Source organism: Streptomyces sp. NPDC030820 (assembly GCF_055572075.1).
Map to the genome: position 1 here is coordinate 72,538 of NZ_JBVIEB010000001.1, position 16,822 is coordinate 89,359.

Annotated in this window: 14 protein-coding genes; 12 read left to right on the top strand and 2 right to left on the bottom strand. The window is 70.3% G+C overall.

Annotated features, from left to right (window positions below; genetic code table 11):
- The first annotated feature begins 5 nt into the window (after positions 1–5).
- Together ACZ418_RS00280 and ACZ418_RS00285 are read left to right on the top strand one after the other, a co-directional pair.
- A complete protein-coding gene (locus ACZ418_RS00280; protein ID WP_468354549.1) occupies positions 6–1,385 on the top strand; it encodes a nitrate/nitrite transporter in 1,380 nt (459 codons plus the stop codon).
- Positions 1,386–1,474: 89 nt separating this feature from the next.
- A complete protein-coding gene (locus tag ACZ418_RS00285; protein WP_468354552.1) occupies positions 1,475–2,635 on the top strand; it encodes a uroporphyrinogen-III synthase in 1,161 nt (386 codons plus the stop codon).
- Positions 2,636–2,736: 101 nt separating this feature from the next.
- Here ACZ418_RS00285 and ACZ418_RS00290 read toward each other — a convergent pair whose 3' ends face one another.
- Complete coding sequence (locus ACZ418_RS00290; protein ID WP_468354555.1) at positions 2,737–3,231, bottom strand: nuclear transport factor 2 family protein; 495 nt, start codon at positions 3,229–3,231, stop codon at positions 2,737–2,739.
- A gap of 260 nt (positions 3,232–3,491) precedes the next feature.
- On the opposite strand from ACZ418_RS00290, the gene ACZ418_RS00295 reads away from it, so the two are divergent.
- The 6 genes from ACZ418_RS00295 to ACZ418_RS00320 all read left to right on the top strand — a co-directional run bounded on the left by ACZ418_RS00295 (position 3,492) and on the right by ACZ418_RS00320 (position 10,681).
- Positions 3,492–4,088 carry a CGNR zinc finger domain-containing protein gene (locus ACZ418_RS00295; protein WP_468354559.1) on the top strand — a complete coding sequence of 199 codons (597 nt, stop codon included), beginning with the start codon at positions 3,492–3,494 and terminating at the stop codon, positions 4,086–4,088.
- 217 nt (positions 4,089–4,305) lie between these two features.
- Positions 4,306–4,890: a sigma-70 family RNA polymerase sigma factor gene (locus ACZ418_RS00300; protein WP_030167252.1), complete on the top strand. Its 585-nt coding sequence runs from the start codon at positions 4,306–4,308 to the stop codon at positions 4,888–4,890.
- Positions 4,891–4,940: 50 nt separating this feature from the next.
- Positions 4,941–5,717, top strand: coding sequence for an anti-sigma factor family protein (locus tag ACZ418_RS00305; protein WP_468354564.1), 777 nt, complete (start codon positions 4,941–4,943; stop codon positions 5,715–5,717).
- A 203-nt stretch (positions 5,718–5,920) separates the two neighbouring features.
- The gene (locus tag ACZ418_RS00310; protein ID WP_468354567.1) at positions 5,921–8,284 is read left to right on the top strand and encodes a HelD family protein; all 2,364 of its coding nucleotides are present in this window, start codon (positions 5,921–5,923) and stop codon (positions 8,282–8,284) included.
- 354 nt (positions 8,285–8,638) lie between these two features.
- Positions 8,639–10,054, top strand: a complete 1,416-nt coding sequence (locus tag ACZ418_RS00315) for an NAD-dependent malic enzyme (protein WP_468354570.1) — start codon at positions 8,639–8,641, stop codon at positions 10,052–10,054.
- Between the two features lie 345 nt (positions 10,055–10,399).
- Positions 10,400–10,681, top strand: a complete 282-nt coding sequence (locus tag ACZ418_RS00320) for an HU family DNA-binding protein (protein ID WP_023550134.1) — start codon at positions 10,400–10,402, stop codon at positions 10,679–10,681.
- Positions 10,682–10,885: 204 nt separating this feature from the next.
- Here ACZ418_RS00320 and murA read toward each other — a convergent pair whose 3' ends face one another.
- Positions 10,886–12,226, bottom strand: coding sequence for a UDP-N-acetylglucosamine 1-carboxyvinyltransferase (gene murA / locus ACZ418_RS00325; protein WP_468354575.1), 1,341 nt, complete (start codon positions 12,224–12,226; stop codon positions 10,886–10,888).
- Between the two features lie 276 nt (positions 12,227–12,502).
- Between murA and ACZ418_RS00330 the strand changes: the two genes are divergently transcribed.
- The 4 genes from ACZ418_RS00330 (at position 12,503) to ACZ418_RS00345 (ending at position 16,563) form a co-directional block, all read left to right on the top strand.
- The gene (locus tag ACZ418_RS00330) at positions 12,503–13,075 is read left to right on the top strand and encodes a YqgE/AlgH family protein (RefSeq protein WP_351809234.1); all 573 of its coding nucleotides are present in this window, start codon (positions 12,503–12,505) and stop codon (positions 13,073–13,075) included.
- Between the two features lie 100 nt (positions 13,076–13,175).
- Positions 13,176–14,429: an RNA-guided endonuclease InsQ/TnpB family protein gene (locus tag ACZ418_RS00335; protein WP_468354579.1), complete on the top strand. Its 1,254-nt coding sequence runs from the start codon at positions 13,176–13,178 to the stop codon at positions 14,427–14,429.
- Between the two features lie 14 nt (positions 14,430–14,443).
- Positions 14,444–14,722: a DUF3039 domain-containing protein gene (locus ACZ418_RS00340; RefSeq protein WP_143638399.1), complete on the top strand. Its 279-nt coding sequence runs from the start codon at positions 14,444–14,446 to the stop codon at positions 14,720–14,722.
- A gap of 170 nt (positions 14,723–14,892) precedes the next feature.
- Positions 14,893–16,563: a beta-N-acetylhexosaminidase gene (locus ACZ418_RS00345; RefSeq protein WP_468354583.1), complete on the top strand. Its 1,671-nt coding sequence runs from the start codon at positions 14,893–14,895 to the stop codon at positions 16,561–16,563.
- The last annotated feature ends 259 nt before the right edge of the window (positions 16,564–16,822 follow it).

Here is a 16,822-nt window from a genome sequence, read left to right on the forward strand (position 1 = left end):
GCGTGATGACAGCCCCAGCCCCAACAGCCCCAACCCGTCGCAGCGGCCGCTGGATCGAGCGCTGGGACCCGGAGGACGAGGGATTCTGGAAAGCGACCGGAGAGCGGATCGCCAACCGGAACCTCTGGTTCTCCGTCCTCTCGGAGCACATCGGCTTCTCGATCTGGACCCTGTGGTCCGTCCTCGTCCTGTTCATGGGTCCGGAGTACGGCCTCACGCCCGCCGACAAGTTCCTGCTGACCTCGATGGTCACCCTCGTCGGCGCGGTCGTACGCGTCCCCTACACCTTCGCCGTGGCCCTCTTCGGCGGCCGCAACTGGACGATCATCTCGGCGAGCCTGCTGCTCATCCCGACGATCGCGGCCTTCGCGGTGATGACACCGGGCACGTCCTTCACCACGTTCCTCGTCGTCGGCCTGCTGGCCGGCATCGGCGGCGGCAACTTCGCCTCCTCCATGACCAACATCAACGCCTTCTTCCCGCTGAAGAAGAAGGGCTGGGCGCTCGGCCTGAACGCGGGCGGCGGCAACATCGGCGTGCCCGTCATCCAGCTCGTCGCCCTGGCGGTCATCGGCGCGAGCGGCGGCCCGCGGGTCCTGCTGGGCATCTACATCCCGCTGATCGTCGTGGCCGCGGTGCTGGCCGCCCTCTTCATGGACAACCTGGCTTCCGTGAAGAACGACACCGGCGCGGCCAAGGACGCCGCCAAGGACGCCCACACCTGGATCATGTCCTTCCTCTACATCGGCACCTTCGGCTCCTTCATCGGCTACAGCTTCGCCTTCGGCCAGGTCCTGACGATCCAGTTCGGCCGCACCCCGCTGCAGGCGGCGTACCTCACCTTCATCGGCCCGCTGCTCGGCTCCCTGATCCGCCCCCTCGGCGGCCGGCTCGCCGACCGTTTCGGCGGCGCCCGCATCACCCTGTGGAACTACGTCGCCATGGCCGCCGCCACCGGCGTCCTGATCGCCGCGAGCCAGCAGAAGTCGCTGCCGGTGTTCGTGTCCGTCTTCGTCGTCCTGTTCGTGCTCAGCGGCCTCGGCAACGGCTCGACGTACAAGATGATCCCGGGCATCTTCCAGGCGAAGGCCCTGGCCAAGGGCCTGGAGGGGGAGGCCGCGGTGGCCTACGGCCGCCGGCTGTCCGGCGCCTCCATGGGCCTGATCGGCGCGGTCGGCGCGCTCGGCGGAGTGGGCATCAACCTCGCCTTCCGCCAGTCCTTCCTGTCCTACGGCACCGGCACCGGAGCGTTCGTCGCCTTCCTCGCCTTCTACGGCGTCTGCTTCGCGGTGACGTGGGCCGTATACCTTCGCCGCCCGGCGCGAGAGACCGTGGCAATGGCGGCTTCGGAGACAAAGGCGCAGCTCAGCTACGCGGAAGTGTGACGTAACACCGGTGCAATGAAGCCGAACCGAGCCTGTCACGCGCCGTTGACAGGCTCGGTTCGCGCGCCGGTCAGCCAGGAGAGGCCCCCATGTACGACGAAGATCAGCAACCCGGAGCCGTCGAGCACGGTCCGCTCGCGGGATTCACCGTGGGCGTCACCGCCGCGCGCCGGGCCGACGAGCTGGGCGCCCTGCTCCAGCGGCGCGGGGCCGCGGTCCTGCACGCACCGGCCCTGCGCATCGTGCCGCTGGCCGACGACGGCGAACTCCTCGCCGCGACGAAGGAGATCATCGACCAGGTGCCCGACGTGGTCGTGGCCACCACGGCGATCGGCTTCCGGGGCTGGATAGAGGCCGCCGACGGCTGGGGCCTCGGCGAGCAGCTGCTCGGCGGGCTGCGCGGCGCCGAACTCCTGGCCAGGGGCCCCAAGGTCAAGGGCGCGATCCGCGCGGCCGGCCTGACGGAGGCGTGGTCGCCGTCCTCGGAATCCCTGGCCGAGGTCCTGGACCGCCTGCTGGAGGAGGGGGTGGACGGCCGCCGTATCGCCGTACAGCTGCACGGCGAGCCGCTCCCGGGCTTCGTGGAGTCCCTGCGGGCCGGGGGAGCGGAGGTGGTCCCGGTCCCGGTGTACCGCTGGATGCCGCCGGAGGACATCACCCCGCTGGACCGCCTGCTGGACGCGACGGTCTCCCGCTCCCTGGACGCGCTGACCTTCACGAGCGCCCCGGCCGCTGCCTCCCTGCTGTCCCGCGCGGAGACCCGGGGCCTGTTGGAGGAGCTGCTGTCGGCCCTCGCCCACGACGTCCTCCCGGCCTGCGTGGGTCCGGTCACGGCGCTCCCCCTCCAGGCCCAGGGGGTGGACACGATCCAGCCGGGACGCTTCCGCCTGGGTCCCCTGGTCCAGCTCCTGTGCCAGGAACTCCCGGCCCGCGCCCGCGCGTTGCCGATCGCCGGCCACCGGGTGGAGATCCGGGGCCACGCGGTCCTGGTGGACGGCGCCCTGAAGCCGGTCCCCCCGGCGGGAATGTCCCTGCTCCGGGCCCTGTCCCGCCGCCCCGGCTGGGTGGTGCCGCGGGCGGACCTCCTGCGCGCCCTGCCGGGCGCGGGCCGCGACGAACACGCGGTGGAAACGGCGATGGCGAGGCTCCGCACGGCCCTGGGCGCCCCCAAGCTGATCCAGACGGTGGTCAAACGCGGCTACCGCCTGGCCCTGGACCCCGCGACGGACGCGAAGTACGCGGACGCGTAGGGGCGATGGCGGGTGCGATCGGCAGTTCCGTTCCCCGGGCTCCGGCAGGCGGCGCAGGTCAGACGGGTGGCCGGAGCGGGGGCGTGGAACAGACCTGCCCATCACGCCCGCTGGGCGCGGGATGCCGCGGTCTCGGTGGCGGGGGGCTTGGCGTGGTGGTCGCGGATGGCGTCCAGGACCTCGGGCAGGTGGTCGCGGGCCGCGGCGGAGCGCAGGTGGTCCAGGTAGTCGCGGGACTCGACGATCTTCCCGTCCCTGACGCGGAGGACGAAGACCGCCGGGATGGTGAAGGGCTCGCCGGTCTCCACCACGACGCCCTCGTACTGGAACTCGGCCACGACGACCTCGGGATCGGTGGTCTCGTGGACGTTGATCCGGGTCGGCCGGCGTCGCAGGGTCGGACCCTGGTAGGGCTGTGACCCCCCGCCGAAGTGGGCTCGCAGCTCGTCGCGGGAGCGCATGGGCGGCGCCCCCAGCGGGTGGAAGGGGTGCGAGACATCGGTGTGCTCGGCGTACAGGTCCACCACGTCCGCCCAGCGCTCTTCACAGACGCCGTGCACGAGTTTCAGGAAGACTTCGCGAGGAGTGTCGGTCATCCGCTCACGATAACTCCGCCTGGTTTACGGCGAGTTGTACTGCCTGCCGCGGACCTCGAACCACAGGGGCTTCCCGGCGCCCCGCTCCAGCGGGCCGTCACCGATCCGGAAACCGCCCCACCAGTGGTGATCACCGCCGCGGCGGCCGAGCAGTAGACCATCCGAGCCGAGGGGTTCCGGCCGCCGCTCCGGGCAGGCACTGTGAAGAGGGGAACCCCTCGGAGAACAGCCCCGCTTCCTGCCTAGGCGGTGACAGGCACATGGCACTGGGTTCGGTCACACCCCCGTACGAGCCACGGTTCGACGCCGGACGGATCTGTCTCGATCTCCTCGCGACCACGCATCCGGCCGAACGCCTGGACGGCGTCGAGGCGTTGTGCGCGTGGATCGGCGGGGTGGGGCTCGTGCCCGAGGGGACGGCGCTCGGGCATGCCGACGCCTCCTGGCTCGTCGGGTTCCGGGAACTGCGCGCCCACATCGGGATCTTGGTGCGCACCCCGCGTGCGCCGGACACGCCGCCGTCGTACGAGAGTGCGCTCCGGCGGGTCAATGAGGTGGCCCAGGCCGCCACCCCCGTCCCGCGTGCCGTACGTGGTGGAGACGGCGGGCTCACCAGGGAGTTGGCCGACCCGCCGACCTGTGCCGGGCTGCTCGCGCTCGTCGCGCGGGACGCCGTGGAACTGCTCACCGACCCCGCCGCGCGGGCGGCCGTGCGGGAGTGCGAGGGTGACAACTGCCCGCTCGTGTACCTCGACACCTCCCGGGGGCGGCGCCGGCGGTGGTGTTCCAGTGAGGTCTGCGGGAACCGGGAGCGGGTGGCCCGGCACCGGCGGCGGGCCGCGCTCGCGCGGGCGTGATTTCCGTAACACCGGGTTTGGTTGGGCCGTACACGGGCATCCCGCAGCCCTCCCTGCGGTGTGTCTGAAATGTGAAGATCAAGTGGTCGGATTGTGGTCGCATGTCCCGCTCGTGACGTCACCCACGAGAAAACTGTCACTTCCGTTTGAACACAGCGCCGCTTCCTTCCGTACGGGTGGGCGAGCGACCGACTGGGGGAACCCCCGGACACCGGAGGTGGGCGTGCGCAAGGATGCGGCCGTGGCCAATGAACGTGGATCGAGGGCCCGACATCGCATGTCCTCACAGCCCTCGGAACCCGATGAGGAGCTGATGCGTGCGCTGTATCGAGAGCACGCCGGACCCCTGCTCGCGTATGTCCTGCGGCTGGTCGCCGGTGATCGGCAGCGCGCCGAGGACGTCGTACAGGAAACGCTCATCCGTGCCTGGAAGAACGCCGGTCAGCTCAATCGGGCGACCGGTTCGGTACGCCCCTGGCTGGTGACGGTCGCGCGCCGCATCGTCATCGACGGCCACCGCAGCCGGCAGGCCCGGCCGCAGGAGGTCGATCCGTCGCCGCTGGAGGTCATCCCCGCGGAGGACGAGATCGACAAGGCGCTGTGGCTGATGACGCTGTCGGACGCGCTCGACGACCTGACCCCGGCCCACCGGGAGGTCCTCGTCGAGACGTACTTCAAGGGGCGTACGGTCAATGAGGCGGCCGAGACGCTGGGTATCCCCAGCGGCACGGTGCGCTCTCGGGTGTTCTACGCCCTGCGATCGATGAAGCTGGCACTGGAGGAGCGGGGGGTGACGGCGTGATGAGCAGTGGTTACGGGGGAATGCAGGGATTCGGTGCAGGTGGTCCGGGTATGTCTGGGCCCATGAACCCCCAATCGGGATCTTCGGTGCCGAGCGAGCACGAGACCGTCGGCGCCTACGCCCTCGGGATTCTCGACGACGCCGAGGCAACCGCTTTCGAAGCGCACCTCGCCGGCTGTGAGTGGTGCGCCCAGCAGCTGGACGAGCTGGCCGGGATGGAGCCGATGCTGGCCGCCCTCGCGGATCTGCCGGGTTCCGGCAGCACCCCCGCGATCGGCGAGTCGCTGTCCGCCAAGCCCAGCCCGCGGATCGTGGAGAAGCTGGTCGACGAGGTCGCGGAGAAGCGCGCCCAGAAGCGCCGGCGCAGCTTCTACATGATCGCGGCGGCCGCCGCGCTGATCATCGCCGGGCCGCTGGCCGCGGTGGCGGTGAACAGCGGCTCCGGTGGCGGGCAGGTCACCGCGTCCTCGGCGCAGACGACCTTCGAGGCCATGCCCGACAAGAAGTCGGCCACGGACCCGTCGTCCCGGATCAGCGCCACCGTCGCCATGGCCCAGAAGGACTGGGGCACCCAGACGGTCCTGGAGCTGAAGAACGCCAAGGGCCCGCTGAAGTGCTCACTGGTCCTCGTCGCGAAGAACGGGCAGCGCGTGACGATGTCGTCCTGGTCCGTGCCGAACTGGGGCTACGGCATCCCGAACGGGAAGACGCCGGAGTCCAGGAAACCGCTCTACATCGGCGGCGCGGCGGCCTTCAAGCCGAACGAGATCGACCACTTCGAGGTCGTCACCTTCCAGGGGAAGAAGCTGGTGCAAGTCGACGCGTAGTGCCTGCGGCGGGCTTGGCCGGGTCCCGGTTCGGGTGCGTCCTGGCCCTGCTCGCCTGCGGGCCGGTTGTGGCTGGTCGCGCCCACGGGGCGGAGCCGCATGTCGACGCGGCCCCGCGCCCCTGGGGAACTGCCGCCCCGTAGCTTTCATTGGTCCCCTTCGCGTACGGTTGACGGCTGCCCAGCACGTCAGAAGGGGGCCAGGTGGCCGCTCAGGTTCAGCAGTCCGCGGTCGGCTCGGTACACGACGCACACGACTCCGTCCGTGACCGAGAGATCAGCGTCGAGCAGGAACACCTGGACCGGGTGTACCGGCGGCTGGAGGAGAAGATCCACGAGGCCGAGTTCCTGATGCTCGACGCCGCCAAGCGCGGCCAGGTCGGCACCCCGGGCGCGCTGGCCGAGCGGGACGCGCAGGTCTTCCGGGCCGGCATCCACCTGAACCGGCTGAACAACGAGTTCGAGGACTTCCTCTTCGGGCGCATCGACCTCCTCCTCGGCAAGGACGGCAAGAAGGGACCCGACGGCGCCTACACCGCCGTGGAGCCCGCCGAGGGCGCCGTGCGGGAGGACAACACCGCCGACATCGCCGAGACCCTGCACATCGGGCGCATCGGCGTGCTCGACGAGGACTACGCGCCGCTGGTCATCGACTGGCGGGCGCCCGCCGCCGCGCCCTTCTACCGGGCCACTCCGGTGGACCCGGGGCGGGTCGTACGGCGCCGGGTCATCCGGTCCAAGGGGCGCCGGGTGCTCGGCGTCGAGGACGACCTGATGCGGCCCGAGCTGACCGCCTACCTCGACGGCCGTGAGCTGCCCGTGATCGGCGACGGCGCCCTCATGGCCGCCCTGGGCCAGGCCCGCAGCCACACCATGCGGGACATCGTCGCCTCCATCCAGGCCGAGCAGGACCTGGTCATCCGCGCCCCCGCCGCCTCGATCACGTACGTGGAGGGCGGCCCGGGCACCGGCAAGACCGCGGTCGCCCTGCACCGCGCCGCCTACCTGCTCTACCAGGACAGACGCCGGTACGCGGGCGGCATCCTGATCGTCTCCCCGACCCCGCTGCTCGTGGCCTACACCGAGGGTGTGCTGCCCTCGCTCGGCGAGGAGGGCCAGGTCGCGATCCGCGCGATCGGCTCACTCGCCGTGGACGCCGTCGGTGCCGAGGCCACGCTGTACGACTCCCCCTCCGTGGCCCGCGCCAAGGGCTCGTACCGGATGCTGAAGGTGCTGCGGAAGGCGGCCCGGGGCGCCCTGGAACTGGGGCCCGCCCCCCGGCCCGCCGGTGACGAGGACACCGGGCCGCGGGCCTTCGACGGACCGCCGTCCCGCCTCCGCGTCGTCGCCTTCGGACGCCGGCTGGAGCTGGAGTCGGAGGAGCTGGAACGTATCCGCCGCGCTGCCCTCGGCGGCACCGCGCCGGTCAACCTGCTCCGCCCGCGCGCCCGCAAGCTGCTGCTGGACGCGCTGTGGGCCAAGTCCGGGGCCGGGGCCCGGCACACCGACCCCGAGCTGGCCGCCCAGCTGCGCTCCTCCTTCGACGAGGACGTCACGACCGAGGACGCCTTCCTCGCCTTCCTCGACGCCTGGTGGCCCGAGCTGACCCCGAAGGCCGTGCTCGCCGCCATGGCCGACGAGAAGCGGCTCGGCCGCTGGGCCCGCCGGATCCTCAACCCCGGCGAGGTCCGCAGGGTCGCCCGCTCGCTGAAGCGGGACGGGTACTCCGTGCACGACATCGCCATGCTGGACGAGCTCCAGGCGATCCTCGGGGCCCCGGCCCGGCCGCGGAAGAAGCGCGAGCTCGACCCGCTGGACCAGCTCACCGGCCTGGAGGAGCTGATGCCGGTGCGCGAGGAGTCCCAGCGGGAGCGGGCCGAGCGCCTCGCGCAGGAGCGCACCGAGTACGCGCACGTCATCGTGGACGAGGCGCAGGACCTCACGCCGATGCAGTGGCGCATGGTCGGCCGCCGCGGCCGGCACGCCACCTGGACGGTGGTCGGCGACCCGGCCCAGTCCTCCTGGTCCGACCCGGACGAGGCGGCCGAGGCCCGCGACGAGGCCCTCGGCACCCGGCCCCGGCGCCGCTTCCAGCTCACCGTGAACTACCGCAACCCCGCCGAGATCGCCGAGCTGGCCGCCAAGGTGCTCGCGCTCGCCATGCCCGGCTCCGAGTCGCCCAGGGCCGTGCGGTCCACCGGGGTCGAGCCGCGCTTCACGGTCGTACGGGATTCCCTGGGGCGGACCGTGCGGGCGGAGGCCGAGCGGCTGCTGGACCTGGTCGACGGCACGGTCGGCGTGGTCGTCGCCATGAACCGGCGCGAGGAGGCCCGGCGCTGGCTGGCCGGGCTCGGCGACCGGGTCGTCGCGCTCGGCAGCCTGGAGGCCAAGGGCCTGGAGTACGACGCGACGGTCGTCGTCTCGCCGGCGGAGATCGCCGACGAGTCCCCGGCCGGCCTGCGCGTGCTCTACGTGGCGCTGACCCGGGCCACCCAGCAGCTGACGGTGCTGTCGGGGGACCGGGACGAGCCGGACGCGGCCGGGGTACCGGACCTGCTGCGGGACTGAGTTTTCTGTGAACTCGCCGCAGGGGGAATGGTCCTCGGCAGGTGTTTGTTAGCCTGGATGCGGCACCGGCTCGATCCAAGCCCCCGGGCCCAACCTTTGTCCCTGCGAGGGACCACTTGCCGCGAGGCGAGCATGGCGGGTCGGTGTCGTATGCGTGCGAGAGACCCACGTCCCAGTGACGTGGGTCTCTTTCTTTGCCTGATCGTTTCTCGTATGGTGGAAGCGGTTTTCCGAAATCATGCACCGCTCATGAACAAAACGTCCGCAATCCAGGGCGACTACCGCGTACTCCGCGGTAGGTGCGACGATCGGACGGCACAACTCGCGACACGGTGAAAGCAGAGGAAGTCGGCCATGGCAACGGCGCCCAGCGTCTCCTACTCGATGACCATCCGGCTGGAGGTGCCCGCGAGCGGAACCGCCGTCTCGCAGCTCACCACCGCGGTGGAATCCTCCGGAGGCTCGGTGACCGGCCTCGACGTCACCGCGTCCGGCCACGAGAAGCTCCGTATCGACGTCACCATCGCGGCCACCTCCACGGCCCACGCCGAGGAGATCGTCGAGAAGCTGCGCGGCATCGAGGGCGTCACCCTCGGCAAGGTCTCCGACCGTACGTTCCTGATGCACCTCGGCGGCAAGATCGAGATGGCGTCGAAACACCCCATCCGCAACCGTGACGACCTGTCCATGGTCTACACCCCGGGTGTGGCCCGCGTCTGCATGGCGATCGCCGAGAACCCCGAGGACGCCCGCCGCCTCACCATCAAGCGCAACTCCGTTGCGGTCGTGACGGACGGCTCCGCCGTGCTCGGCCTCGGCAACATCGGCCCCAAGGCCGCGCTGCCCGTCATGGAGGGCAAGGCGGCCCTCTTCAAGCGCTTCGCCGGCATCGACGCCTGGCCGATCTGCCTGGACACCCAGGACACCGACGCGATCGTGGAGATCGTCAAGGCGATCGCCCCCGGGTTCGCCGGCATCAACCTGGAGGACATCTCCGCGCCGCGCTGCTTCGAGATCGAGGCCCGGCTGCGCGAGGCCCTCGACATCCCCGTCTTCCACGACGACCAGCACGGCACCGCCATCGTCGTCCTCGCCGCCCTGACCAACGCACTTCGCGTCACGGACAAGGCGATCGAGAACATCCGGGTCGTGATGTCCGGCGCCGGCGCGGCCGGTACGGCCATCCTCAAGCTGCTGCTCGCCGCCGGCGTGAAGAACGCCGTCGTCGCCGACATCCACGGTGTCGTCCACTCCGGCCGCGAGGACCTGGTGAACGCCCCGGCCGACTCGCCGCTGCGCTGGATCGCCGACAACACCAACCCCGAGGGCCTGACCGGCACCCTCAGGGAGGCCGTGCGCGGCGCCGACGTGTTCATCGGCGTCTCCGCCCCGAACGTGCTCGACGGCGACGACGTGGCCGCCATGGCCGACGGCGCCATCGTGTTCGCGCTCGCGAACCCCGACCCCGAGGTGGACCCGGCAATCGCCCGCCAGACCGCGGCCGTTGTGGCCACCGGCCGCTCCGACTTCCCGAACCAGATCAACAATGTGCTGGTCTTCCCGGGCGTCTTCCGCGGCCTGCTGGACGCCCAGTCCCGCACCGTCAACACCGAGATGATGCTGGCCGCCGCGAAGGCCCTCGCCGACGTGGTCAGCCAGGACGAGCTGAACCCGAACTACATCATCCCGAGCGTCTTCAACGACAAGGTCGCGGGCGCGGTCGCCGGCGCGGTCCGCGAGGCCGCGAAGGCGGCGGGCGCGACGGTCTAGCCTTCTCCATGCCGCTCCGCCGGGTGACGGCGGAGCGGCGCCCGGGCGACGTCCCGGTGACGCCGTGCCGTACTGTGCAGGGGCTGTGAGGATCACCACGGCGGCCCCTGCACCGGCGCGTCGTGGAACCAGCCGATGCCGGGCGCCCTCTAGGGTGACGCCGAGCGGGCGCTTTTCGTGTGACTCCCCAGGGTGTTCTCACGACTCCTACGGGTGCCGGATTGGCTTTACCGCCGCAGGTAGGGGCAGGATGCGTCCCTGGGCGCGAGCGCATCGGCATCGCAGTGCCTCGGGCGGATCGTCGCGTGGCACACCCCAACGGCAAGAAAACACGGGAGTAACAACATGAACCGCAGTGAGCTGGTGGCCGCGCTGGCCGACCGCGCCGAGGTGACCCGCAAGGACGCCGACGCCGTGCTGGCCGCGTTCGCCGAGACCGTCGGCGAGATCGTCGCCAAGGGCGACGAGAAGGTCACCATCCCCGGCTTCCTGACCTTCGAGCGCACCCACCGTGCCGCTCGCACCGCGCGCAACCCGCAGACCGGCGAGCCGATCAACATCCCCGCCGGCTACAGCGTGAAGGTCACCGCGGGCAGCAAGCTGAAGGAAGCCGCCAAGGGCAAGTAGGCGCTCCGCTTGCAGCGCCGACTCGCTTGAGCGCCGTTCCGTTCGAGCGCCGTGGGCCGTGTCGTCTGTAGCTGGTCGCGCCCGCGCGGCGGAGCCGCAGATCGACACAGCCCCGCGCCCCTTCGGGGCGCGTCCACAGCGGGCGTGGACAACGACAATGGGGCGGCCCCTTTCGCCAAGGGGCCGCCCCATTGTCGTAGCGGGTTAACCGAGCGCCTTGCCCGGCAGCTCGACCTTCGCGCCGAGTTCCACGAGCTTCTCCATGAAGTTCTCGTAGCCGCGGTTGATGAGGTCGATGCCGTGGACGCGGGACGTGCCCTCGGCCGCCAGGGCCGCGATCAGGTACGAGAAGCCGCCGCGCAGGTCCGGGATGACCAGGTCGGCGCCCTGGAGCTTGGTGGGCCCAGAGACGACCGCGGAGTGCAGGAAGTTGCGCTGGCCGAAGCGGCAGTCGGAGCCGCCCAGGCACTCGCGGTAGAGCTGGATGTGCGCGCCCATCTGGTTCAGCGCGGAGGTGAAGCCCAGCCGGGACTCGTACACCGTCTCGTGGATGATGGACAGGCCCGTCGCCTGGGTCAGCGCGACCACCAGCGGCTGCTGCCAGTCGGTCTGGAAACCGGGGTGTACGTCCGTCTCCAGCGCGATGGACTTCAACTGGCCACCGGGGTGCCAGAAACGGATGCCCTCGTCGTCGATCTCGAAGGCGCCACCCACCTTCCGGTAGGTGTTCAGGAACGTCATCATCGAGCGCTGCTGGGCGCCGCGGACGTAGATGTTGCCGTTGGTCGCGAGCGCCGCGGACGCCCAGGACGCGGCCTCCAGGCGGTCCGGGAGGGCGCGGTGGGTGTAGCCGCCGAGCCGGTCCACACCGGTGATGCGGATCGTGCGGTCGGTGTCCATCGCGATGATCGCGCCCATCTTCTGCAGCACGCAGATGAGGTCCTCGATCTCCGGCTCGACGGCCGCGTTGGACAACTCCGTCACGCCCTCGGCGAGTACGGCCGTCAGCAGCACCTGCTCGGTCGCACCGACGGACGGGTACGGCAGCCGGATCTTCGTGCCCCGCAGGCCCTTCGGCGCCTCCAGGTACTGCCCGTCCGCACGCTTCTCGATCGTCGCGCCGAACTGCCGCAGCACGTCGAAGTGGAAGTCGATGGGCCGGCCGCCGATGTCACAGCCGCCGAGGCCGGGGATGAACGCGTGGCCCAGGCGGTGCAGCAGCGGGCCGCAGAAGAGGATCGGGATACGGCTGGAGCCCGCGTGGGCATCGATGTCAGCCACGTTGGCGCTCTCGACGTGCGTCGGGTCCATCACCAGCTCGCCGGGCTCCTCGCCCGGGCGGACCGTCACGCCGTGCAGCTGCAGCAGGCCGCGGACGACCCGCACGTCACGGATGTCGGGAACGTTGCGCAGGCGGCTCGGCGCGCTGCCCAGCAGGGCGGCGACCATGGCCTTCGGTACGAGGTTCTTCGCACCGCGGACACGGATCTCGCCCTCCAGCGGGGTTCCGCCGTGGACAAGCAGGACATCGTCGTTGACGGTCATGTATCTCGCGTTCCGATGAGTTGGGCAGGGGCCGGCCGATCACTGTGCGCGGGGGCCGGGAAGACAGGGTAATCGCCGATCACCCCCCGTCCGTAAGCCCAAGGACCGCCCAGTCGCGTCATAGGTGTGTCACAACACGAACCGTGCGCTATCGGGCACATGGGGTCACCGGTTCCGGGCGTGCGCCCGGGGCGCCCTCGTGCACCCTGAGCTGCGTTCACTCCCGCACCCCGATTGGCTCCCCACCGAAGGGGAAGATGCGGGATCATGTCTGGCATGACCGAGGTGTCCTCGCTCACAGGGCGGCTGCTCGTGGCCACTCCCGCCCTGGCGGACCCGAACTTCGACCGCGCTGTGGTGCTCCTTCTCGACCACGACGAGGAGGGCTCCCTCGGTGTCGTCCTCAACCGCCCCACCCCGGTGGACGTGAGCGACATCCTGGAAGGCTGGGCCGATCTCACCGGCGAGCCCGGCGTGGTCTTCCAGGGCGGTCCCGTCTCGCTGGACTCGGCGCTCGGCGTCGCGGTCATCCCGGGGGGCGCGAACGGCGACCTCGCCCCGCTGGGCTGGCGCCGGGTGCACGGCGCGATCGGTCTGGTCGACCTGGAGGCTCCGCCGGAACTGCTCGCCTCGGCCCTCGGCTCCTTGCGGATCTTCGCCGGATACGCCGGCTGGGGCCCCGGCCAGCTGGAGGACGAGCTGGTCGAGGGCGCCTGGTACGTGGTCGAGTCGGAGCCCGGGGACGTCTCCTCACCGGCCCCGGAGAGACTGTGGCGCGAGGTACTGCGCCGCCAGCGCAACGAACTGGCGATGGTGGCCACGTATCCGGACGACCCTTCGCTCAACTGATGCGTGTGTGGACGTGGGTCCGCGAGCGTGGATCACTCGTTCGAGTGATCGCCTGTCCTTTCGACTGTCGGGCCCATCTTCGATGAATAGCGTCACCGGCATGAAGTTGGTGGTCCAGGTGACGCTGTTGCCGACGCCTATGCAGGCGGCAGCGCTTGAGGCGACGCTGCGCGCCTGCAATGAGGCGGCCACTTGGGCCAGCGGTGTGGCGTGGGAAAAAGGTGTGCAGAGGAACTTCGCACTGCGCGAGCACACCTACACCGAGATCAAGGCGCGGTGGGGGCTGGGTGCACAGGCTGCCCAGCATGTGATCAAGAAGACGTGCGATGCGTATGCCACGCTTAAGGCCAGCCTGAGGGCGGGGAACCTGGGCAGGCCGGGCTCGAAGCGGTACCGGCGGGCTCTGGAGAAGCCGATTGCCTTCCGACCGGAGGGGGCTCAGCCGTACGACGACCGGATGCTGTCCTGGCAGATCCCGGAGCGCCGGGTGTCGATCTGGACGGTGTCGGGACGGGTGAAGGACGTGGCGTTCACTGCCGCGCCCGAGCAGCTGGCCACCCTTGCCCTGTACCGGAGGGGTGAGTCTGATCTCGTGTGCCGGGATGGCATGTGGTTCCTGAATGCCACCTGTGAGGTCCCGGAAGCGCCCTTGAACGCAGATCCGGTGGACTTCCTCGGCATCGATCTGGGCATTGTGAACATCGCCACGACGTCCGACGGAGAGATCATGGCCGGGCGGGAGCTCAACCGCATCCGGGTGAGGGAGCGGCGGTTGCGCGCCAAGTTGCGGAAGAAGAGCACCGCCTCAGCCAAGCGCCGCTTGAAGAAGCGCAGGAGCAAGGAGGCGCGGCGGGCGAGGGACATCAATCACAAGATCGCGAAACGAGTGGTGGCCGAGGCAGCGCGCACCGGTCGTGGGATCGCCCTGGAAGAGCTGACGGGCATCCGCGAGCGGGTACGGCTCAACAAGCCCCAACGGGCCACCCATTCCAGCTGGGCTTTCGCGCAGTTGGGGCAGTTCATCGCGTACAAGGCCCGCCGGGCGGGGGTACCGGTGGTGTGCGTCGATCCGGCGTATACCTCACGTACCTGTGCCGAGTGCGGGCACGTCGACAGGGCGAATCGGGTCTCGCAATCCCGCTTCGTGTGCCGGTCCTGCGGATTCGTTGATCACGCGGACCGGAACAGCTCCCGCAACATCCGCGCCAGAGCGTGGGCGTTGTGGCGACGCGGGGCGCAGTCAACCGCCCCTGACCTGCCCGGGAAGTGTCCGGGCGGGACTGGACGCAAACGGCGTGTCACAGCCAGTGATGACCGTTGTGCAAGCCCTGGGCCCGCAGCCCCGGGCGGTTGATTACCCTGGGCTCTATGAGCACTCTCGAGCCCGAGCGCGGGACTGGTACGGGGACCCTCGTAGAGCCGACGCCACAGGTGTCCCACGGCGACGGTGACCACGAGCGCTTCGCCCACTACGTCCAGAAGGACAAGATCATGGCGAGCGCCCTGGACGGCACCCCCGTCGTGGCGCTGTGCGGCAAGGTCTGGGTGCCGGGCCGCGACCCGAAGAAGTACCCCGTGTGCCCCATGTGCAAGGAGATCTACGAATCCATGGGCAGCGGCGGCGACGACAAGGGCGGCGACAAGTAGGCGTCCGTCCGGGTGCGTGAGGTCCCCCGGTGCGTGTGCGTGCGCGCGCCGGGGGCTTTCGTGTTCTCTGGTCAGGATTGGTCGAGACCTGTAACCTCCGTCTTCGGTTGTGCGTAGCGGAACGGCCGTTGCACTCTGTGCAACGCAGGCGTGGAGGTGCGGCGGGCGACATGAGCGACACACCCCTCTTCCCCCAACCCGATGTGGCGCTGATCCCCGCGCCCAGCCGGGTTTCGGCCTCGCTGCCCGGTGGCGGCACCGGACTCGTCATCGACCCGGACACCGAGATCGAGGCCACCGAGGGCACCGACCGGGTCGCACGCTGGCTGCGGGCGACCGTCGGCGCGGCGACCGGGCTGCCGCTGGCCCCGCACCGCGACAGCGGCTCCCGCGTCCTGCTGCGGATCGTCCCCTCGCTCGAGGACGAACTCGGCAGCCCGGAGGCCTACCAGCTGTGCGCCGACGGATGTCTGATCCGCATCGACGGTGCGAGCGAGGCCGGCCTGTTCTGGGGCGCCCAGACCTTCCGGCAACTGCTCGGTCCTGAGGCATTCCGGCGCGCTCCGATCAGCGGGCGCACCGAGTGGGAGTTCCCGGCCGTCACCATTCGCGACGCACCCCGATTCCGCTGGCGCGGTCTTCTCCTGGACGTGGCACGGCACTTCATGCCGAAGGAAGGGGTGCTGCGCTATCTCGACCTGATGGCCGCGCACAAACTCAACGTCTTCCACTTCCATCTGACCGACGACCAGGGCTGGCGGATCGAGATCAAGCGGTATCCGAAACTGACCGAAACCGCTTCCTGGCGGGCACGGTCGAAATTCGGTCACCGGGCCTCCCCGCTGTGGGAGGAGAAACCGCACGGGGGCTACTACACCCAGGACGACATCCGGGAGATCGTCGCCTATGCCGCCGAGCGGCATATCACCGTCGTCCCGGAAATCGACGTACCGGGCCATTCGCAGGCCGCCATCGCCGCGTACCCGGAACTCGGCAACACCGACGTCATCGACACCACCACCCTTGAGGTCTGGGACGACTGGGGGATCTCCGCCAACGTACTCGCCCCCACTGACACCACCCTGCGGTTCTACGAGGGGGTGTTCGAGGAGGTCCTGGAGCTGTTCCCGTCGCAGTTCGTCCATGTCGGCGGCGACGAGTGCCGCAAGGAGCAGTGGACCGGGTCGGTGACCGCCAAGTCCCGGATCGCGGACCTCTCTCTCGCCGACGAGGACGAGCTGCAGTCGTGGTTCATCGGCCACTTCGACGCCTGGCTCGCCGCGCGCGGGCGCCGGCTCATCGGCTGGGACGAGATCCTGGAGGGCGGGCTCGCCAAGGGGGCCGCGGTGTCGTCCTGGCGGGGTTACGGTGGCGGGATCGCGGCGGCGCGGGCCGGCCATGACGTCGTCATGTGCCCGGAGCAGTACGTGTATCTGGACCACCGTCAGGCGCCGGGAGAGGACGAGCCGGTGCCGATCGGGTTCGTGCGCACCCTGGAGGACGTCTACCGGTTCGAACCCGTTCCGGAGGGGCTCACCGAGGCGGAGGCCCGGCATGTGCTGGGCACTCAGGCCAATGTGTGGACCGAGGTGCTGGAGGACACCGCGCGCGTGGACTACCAGACCTTCCCCCGGCTCGCGGCCTTCGCCGAGGTGGCCTGGAGCCGGCTGCCCGCCCCCGCGGAACGGGACTTCACCGGCTTCGAACACCGTATGACCGCCCATTACGCGCGACTCGACGCCCTCGGCGTCGCCTACCGGCCGCCCGCCGGGCCCCGGCCGTGGCAGAAGCGCCCCGGTGTCCTCGGCCGCCCCATCGAGGGGCCTCCGCCGAACAAGTGACCGTCCGCTCCGTGCAGCCGTTCCGAACAAGTGTTGGAAAACCGCGCCAAGCGTCACCGAAGAGTGTCATTCGACGCGCACCGGCGATGCCGTACAAAAACGGAACATCTCCGCGATGAGGTGGGCGAATGCCCCCTACTGCCTCCTAGCGGACCCCCGTCCTCGGCCCTTGCGAAGATGTGCCAGAGTTGCCACGTCCGCCCTGTGAGCACGTACCGTACGGCCACACAGGTGGGACCAGGTGGGGCAGCGGGAAGGG

Coding starts and splice junctions, on each gene's coding strand:
- ACZ418_RS00280 (WP_468354549.1), top strand. CDS start 6: ATGACAGCCCCAGCCCCAACAGCCCCAACCCGTCGCAGCGGCCGCTGG.
- ACZ418_RS00285 (WP_468354552.1), top strand. CDS start 1,475: ATGTACGACGAAGATCAGCAACCCGGAGCCGTCGAGCACGGTCCGCTC.
- ACZ418_RS00290 (WP_468354555.1), bottom strand. CDS start 3,231: ATGACCGACACTCCTCGCGAAGTCTTCCTGAAACTCGTGCACGGCGTC.
- ACZ418_RS00295 (WP_468354559.1), top strand. CDS start 3,492: ATGGCACTGGGTTCGGTCACACCCCCGTACGAGCCACGGTTCGACGCC.
- ACZ418_RS00305 (WP_468354564.1), top strand. CDS start 4,941: ATGTCTGGGCCCATGAACCCCCAATCGGGATCTTCGGTGCCGAGCGAG.
- ACZ418_RS00315 (WP_468354570.1), top strand. CDS start 8,639: ATGGCAACGGCGCCCAGCGTCTCCTACTCGATGACCATCCGGCTGGAG.
- ACZ418_RS00320 (WP_023550134.1), top strand. CDS start 10,400: ATGAACCGCAGTGAGCTGGTGGCCGCGCTGGCCGACCGCGCCGAGGTG.
- murA (WP_468354575.1), bottom strand. CDS start 12,226: ATGACCGTCAACGACGATGTCCTGCTTGTCCACGGCGGAACCCCGCTG.
- ACZ418_RS00330 (WP_351809234.1), top strand. CDS start 12,503: ATGACCGAGGTGTCCTCGCTCACAGGGCGGCTGCTCGTGGCCACTCCC.
- ACZ418_RS00335 (WP_468354579.1), top strand. CDS start 13,176: ATGAAGTTGGTGGTCCAGGTGACGCTGTTGCCGACGCCTATGCAGGCG.
- ACZ418_RS00340 (WP_143638399.1), top strand. CDS start 14,444: ATGAGCACTCTCGAGCCCGAGCGCGGGACTGGTACGGGGACCCTCGTA.
- ACZ418_RS00345 (WP_468354583.1), top strand. CDS start 14,893: ATGAGCGACACACCCCTCTTCCCCCAACCCGATGTGGCGCTGATCCCC.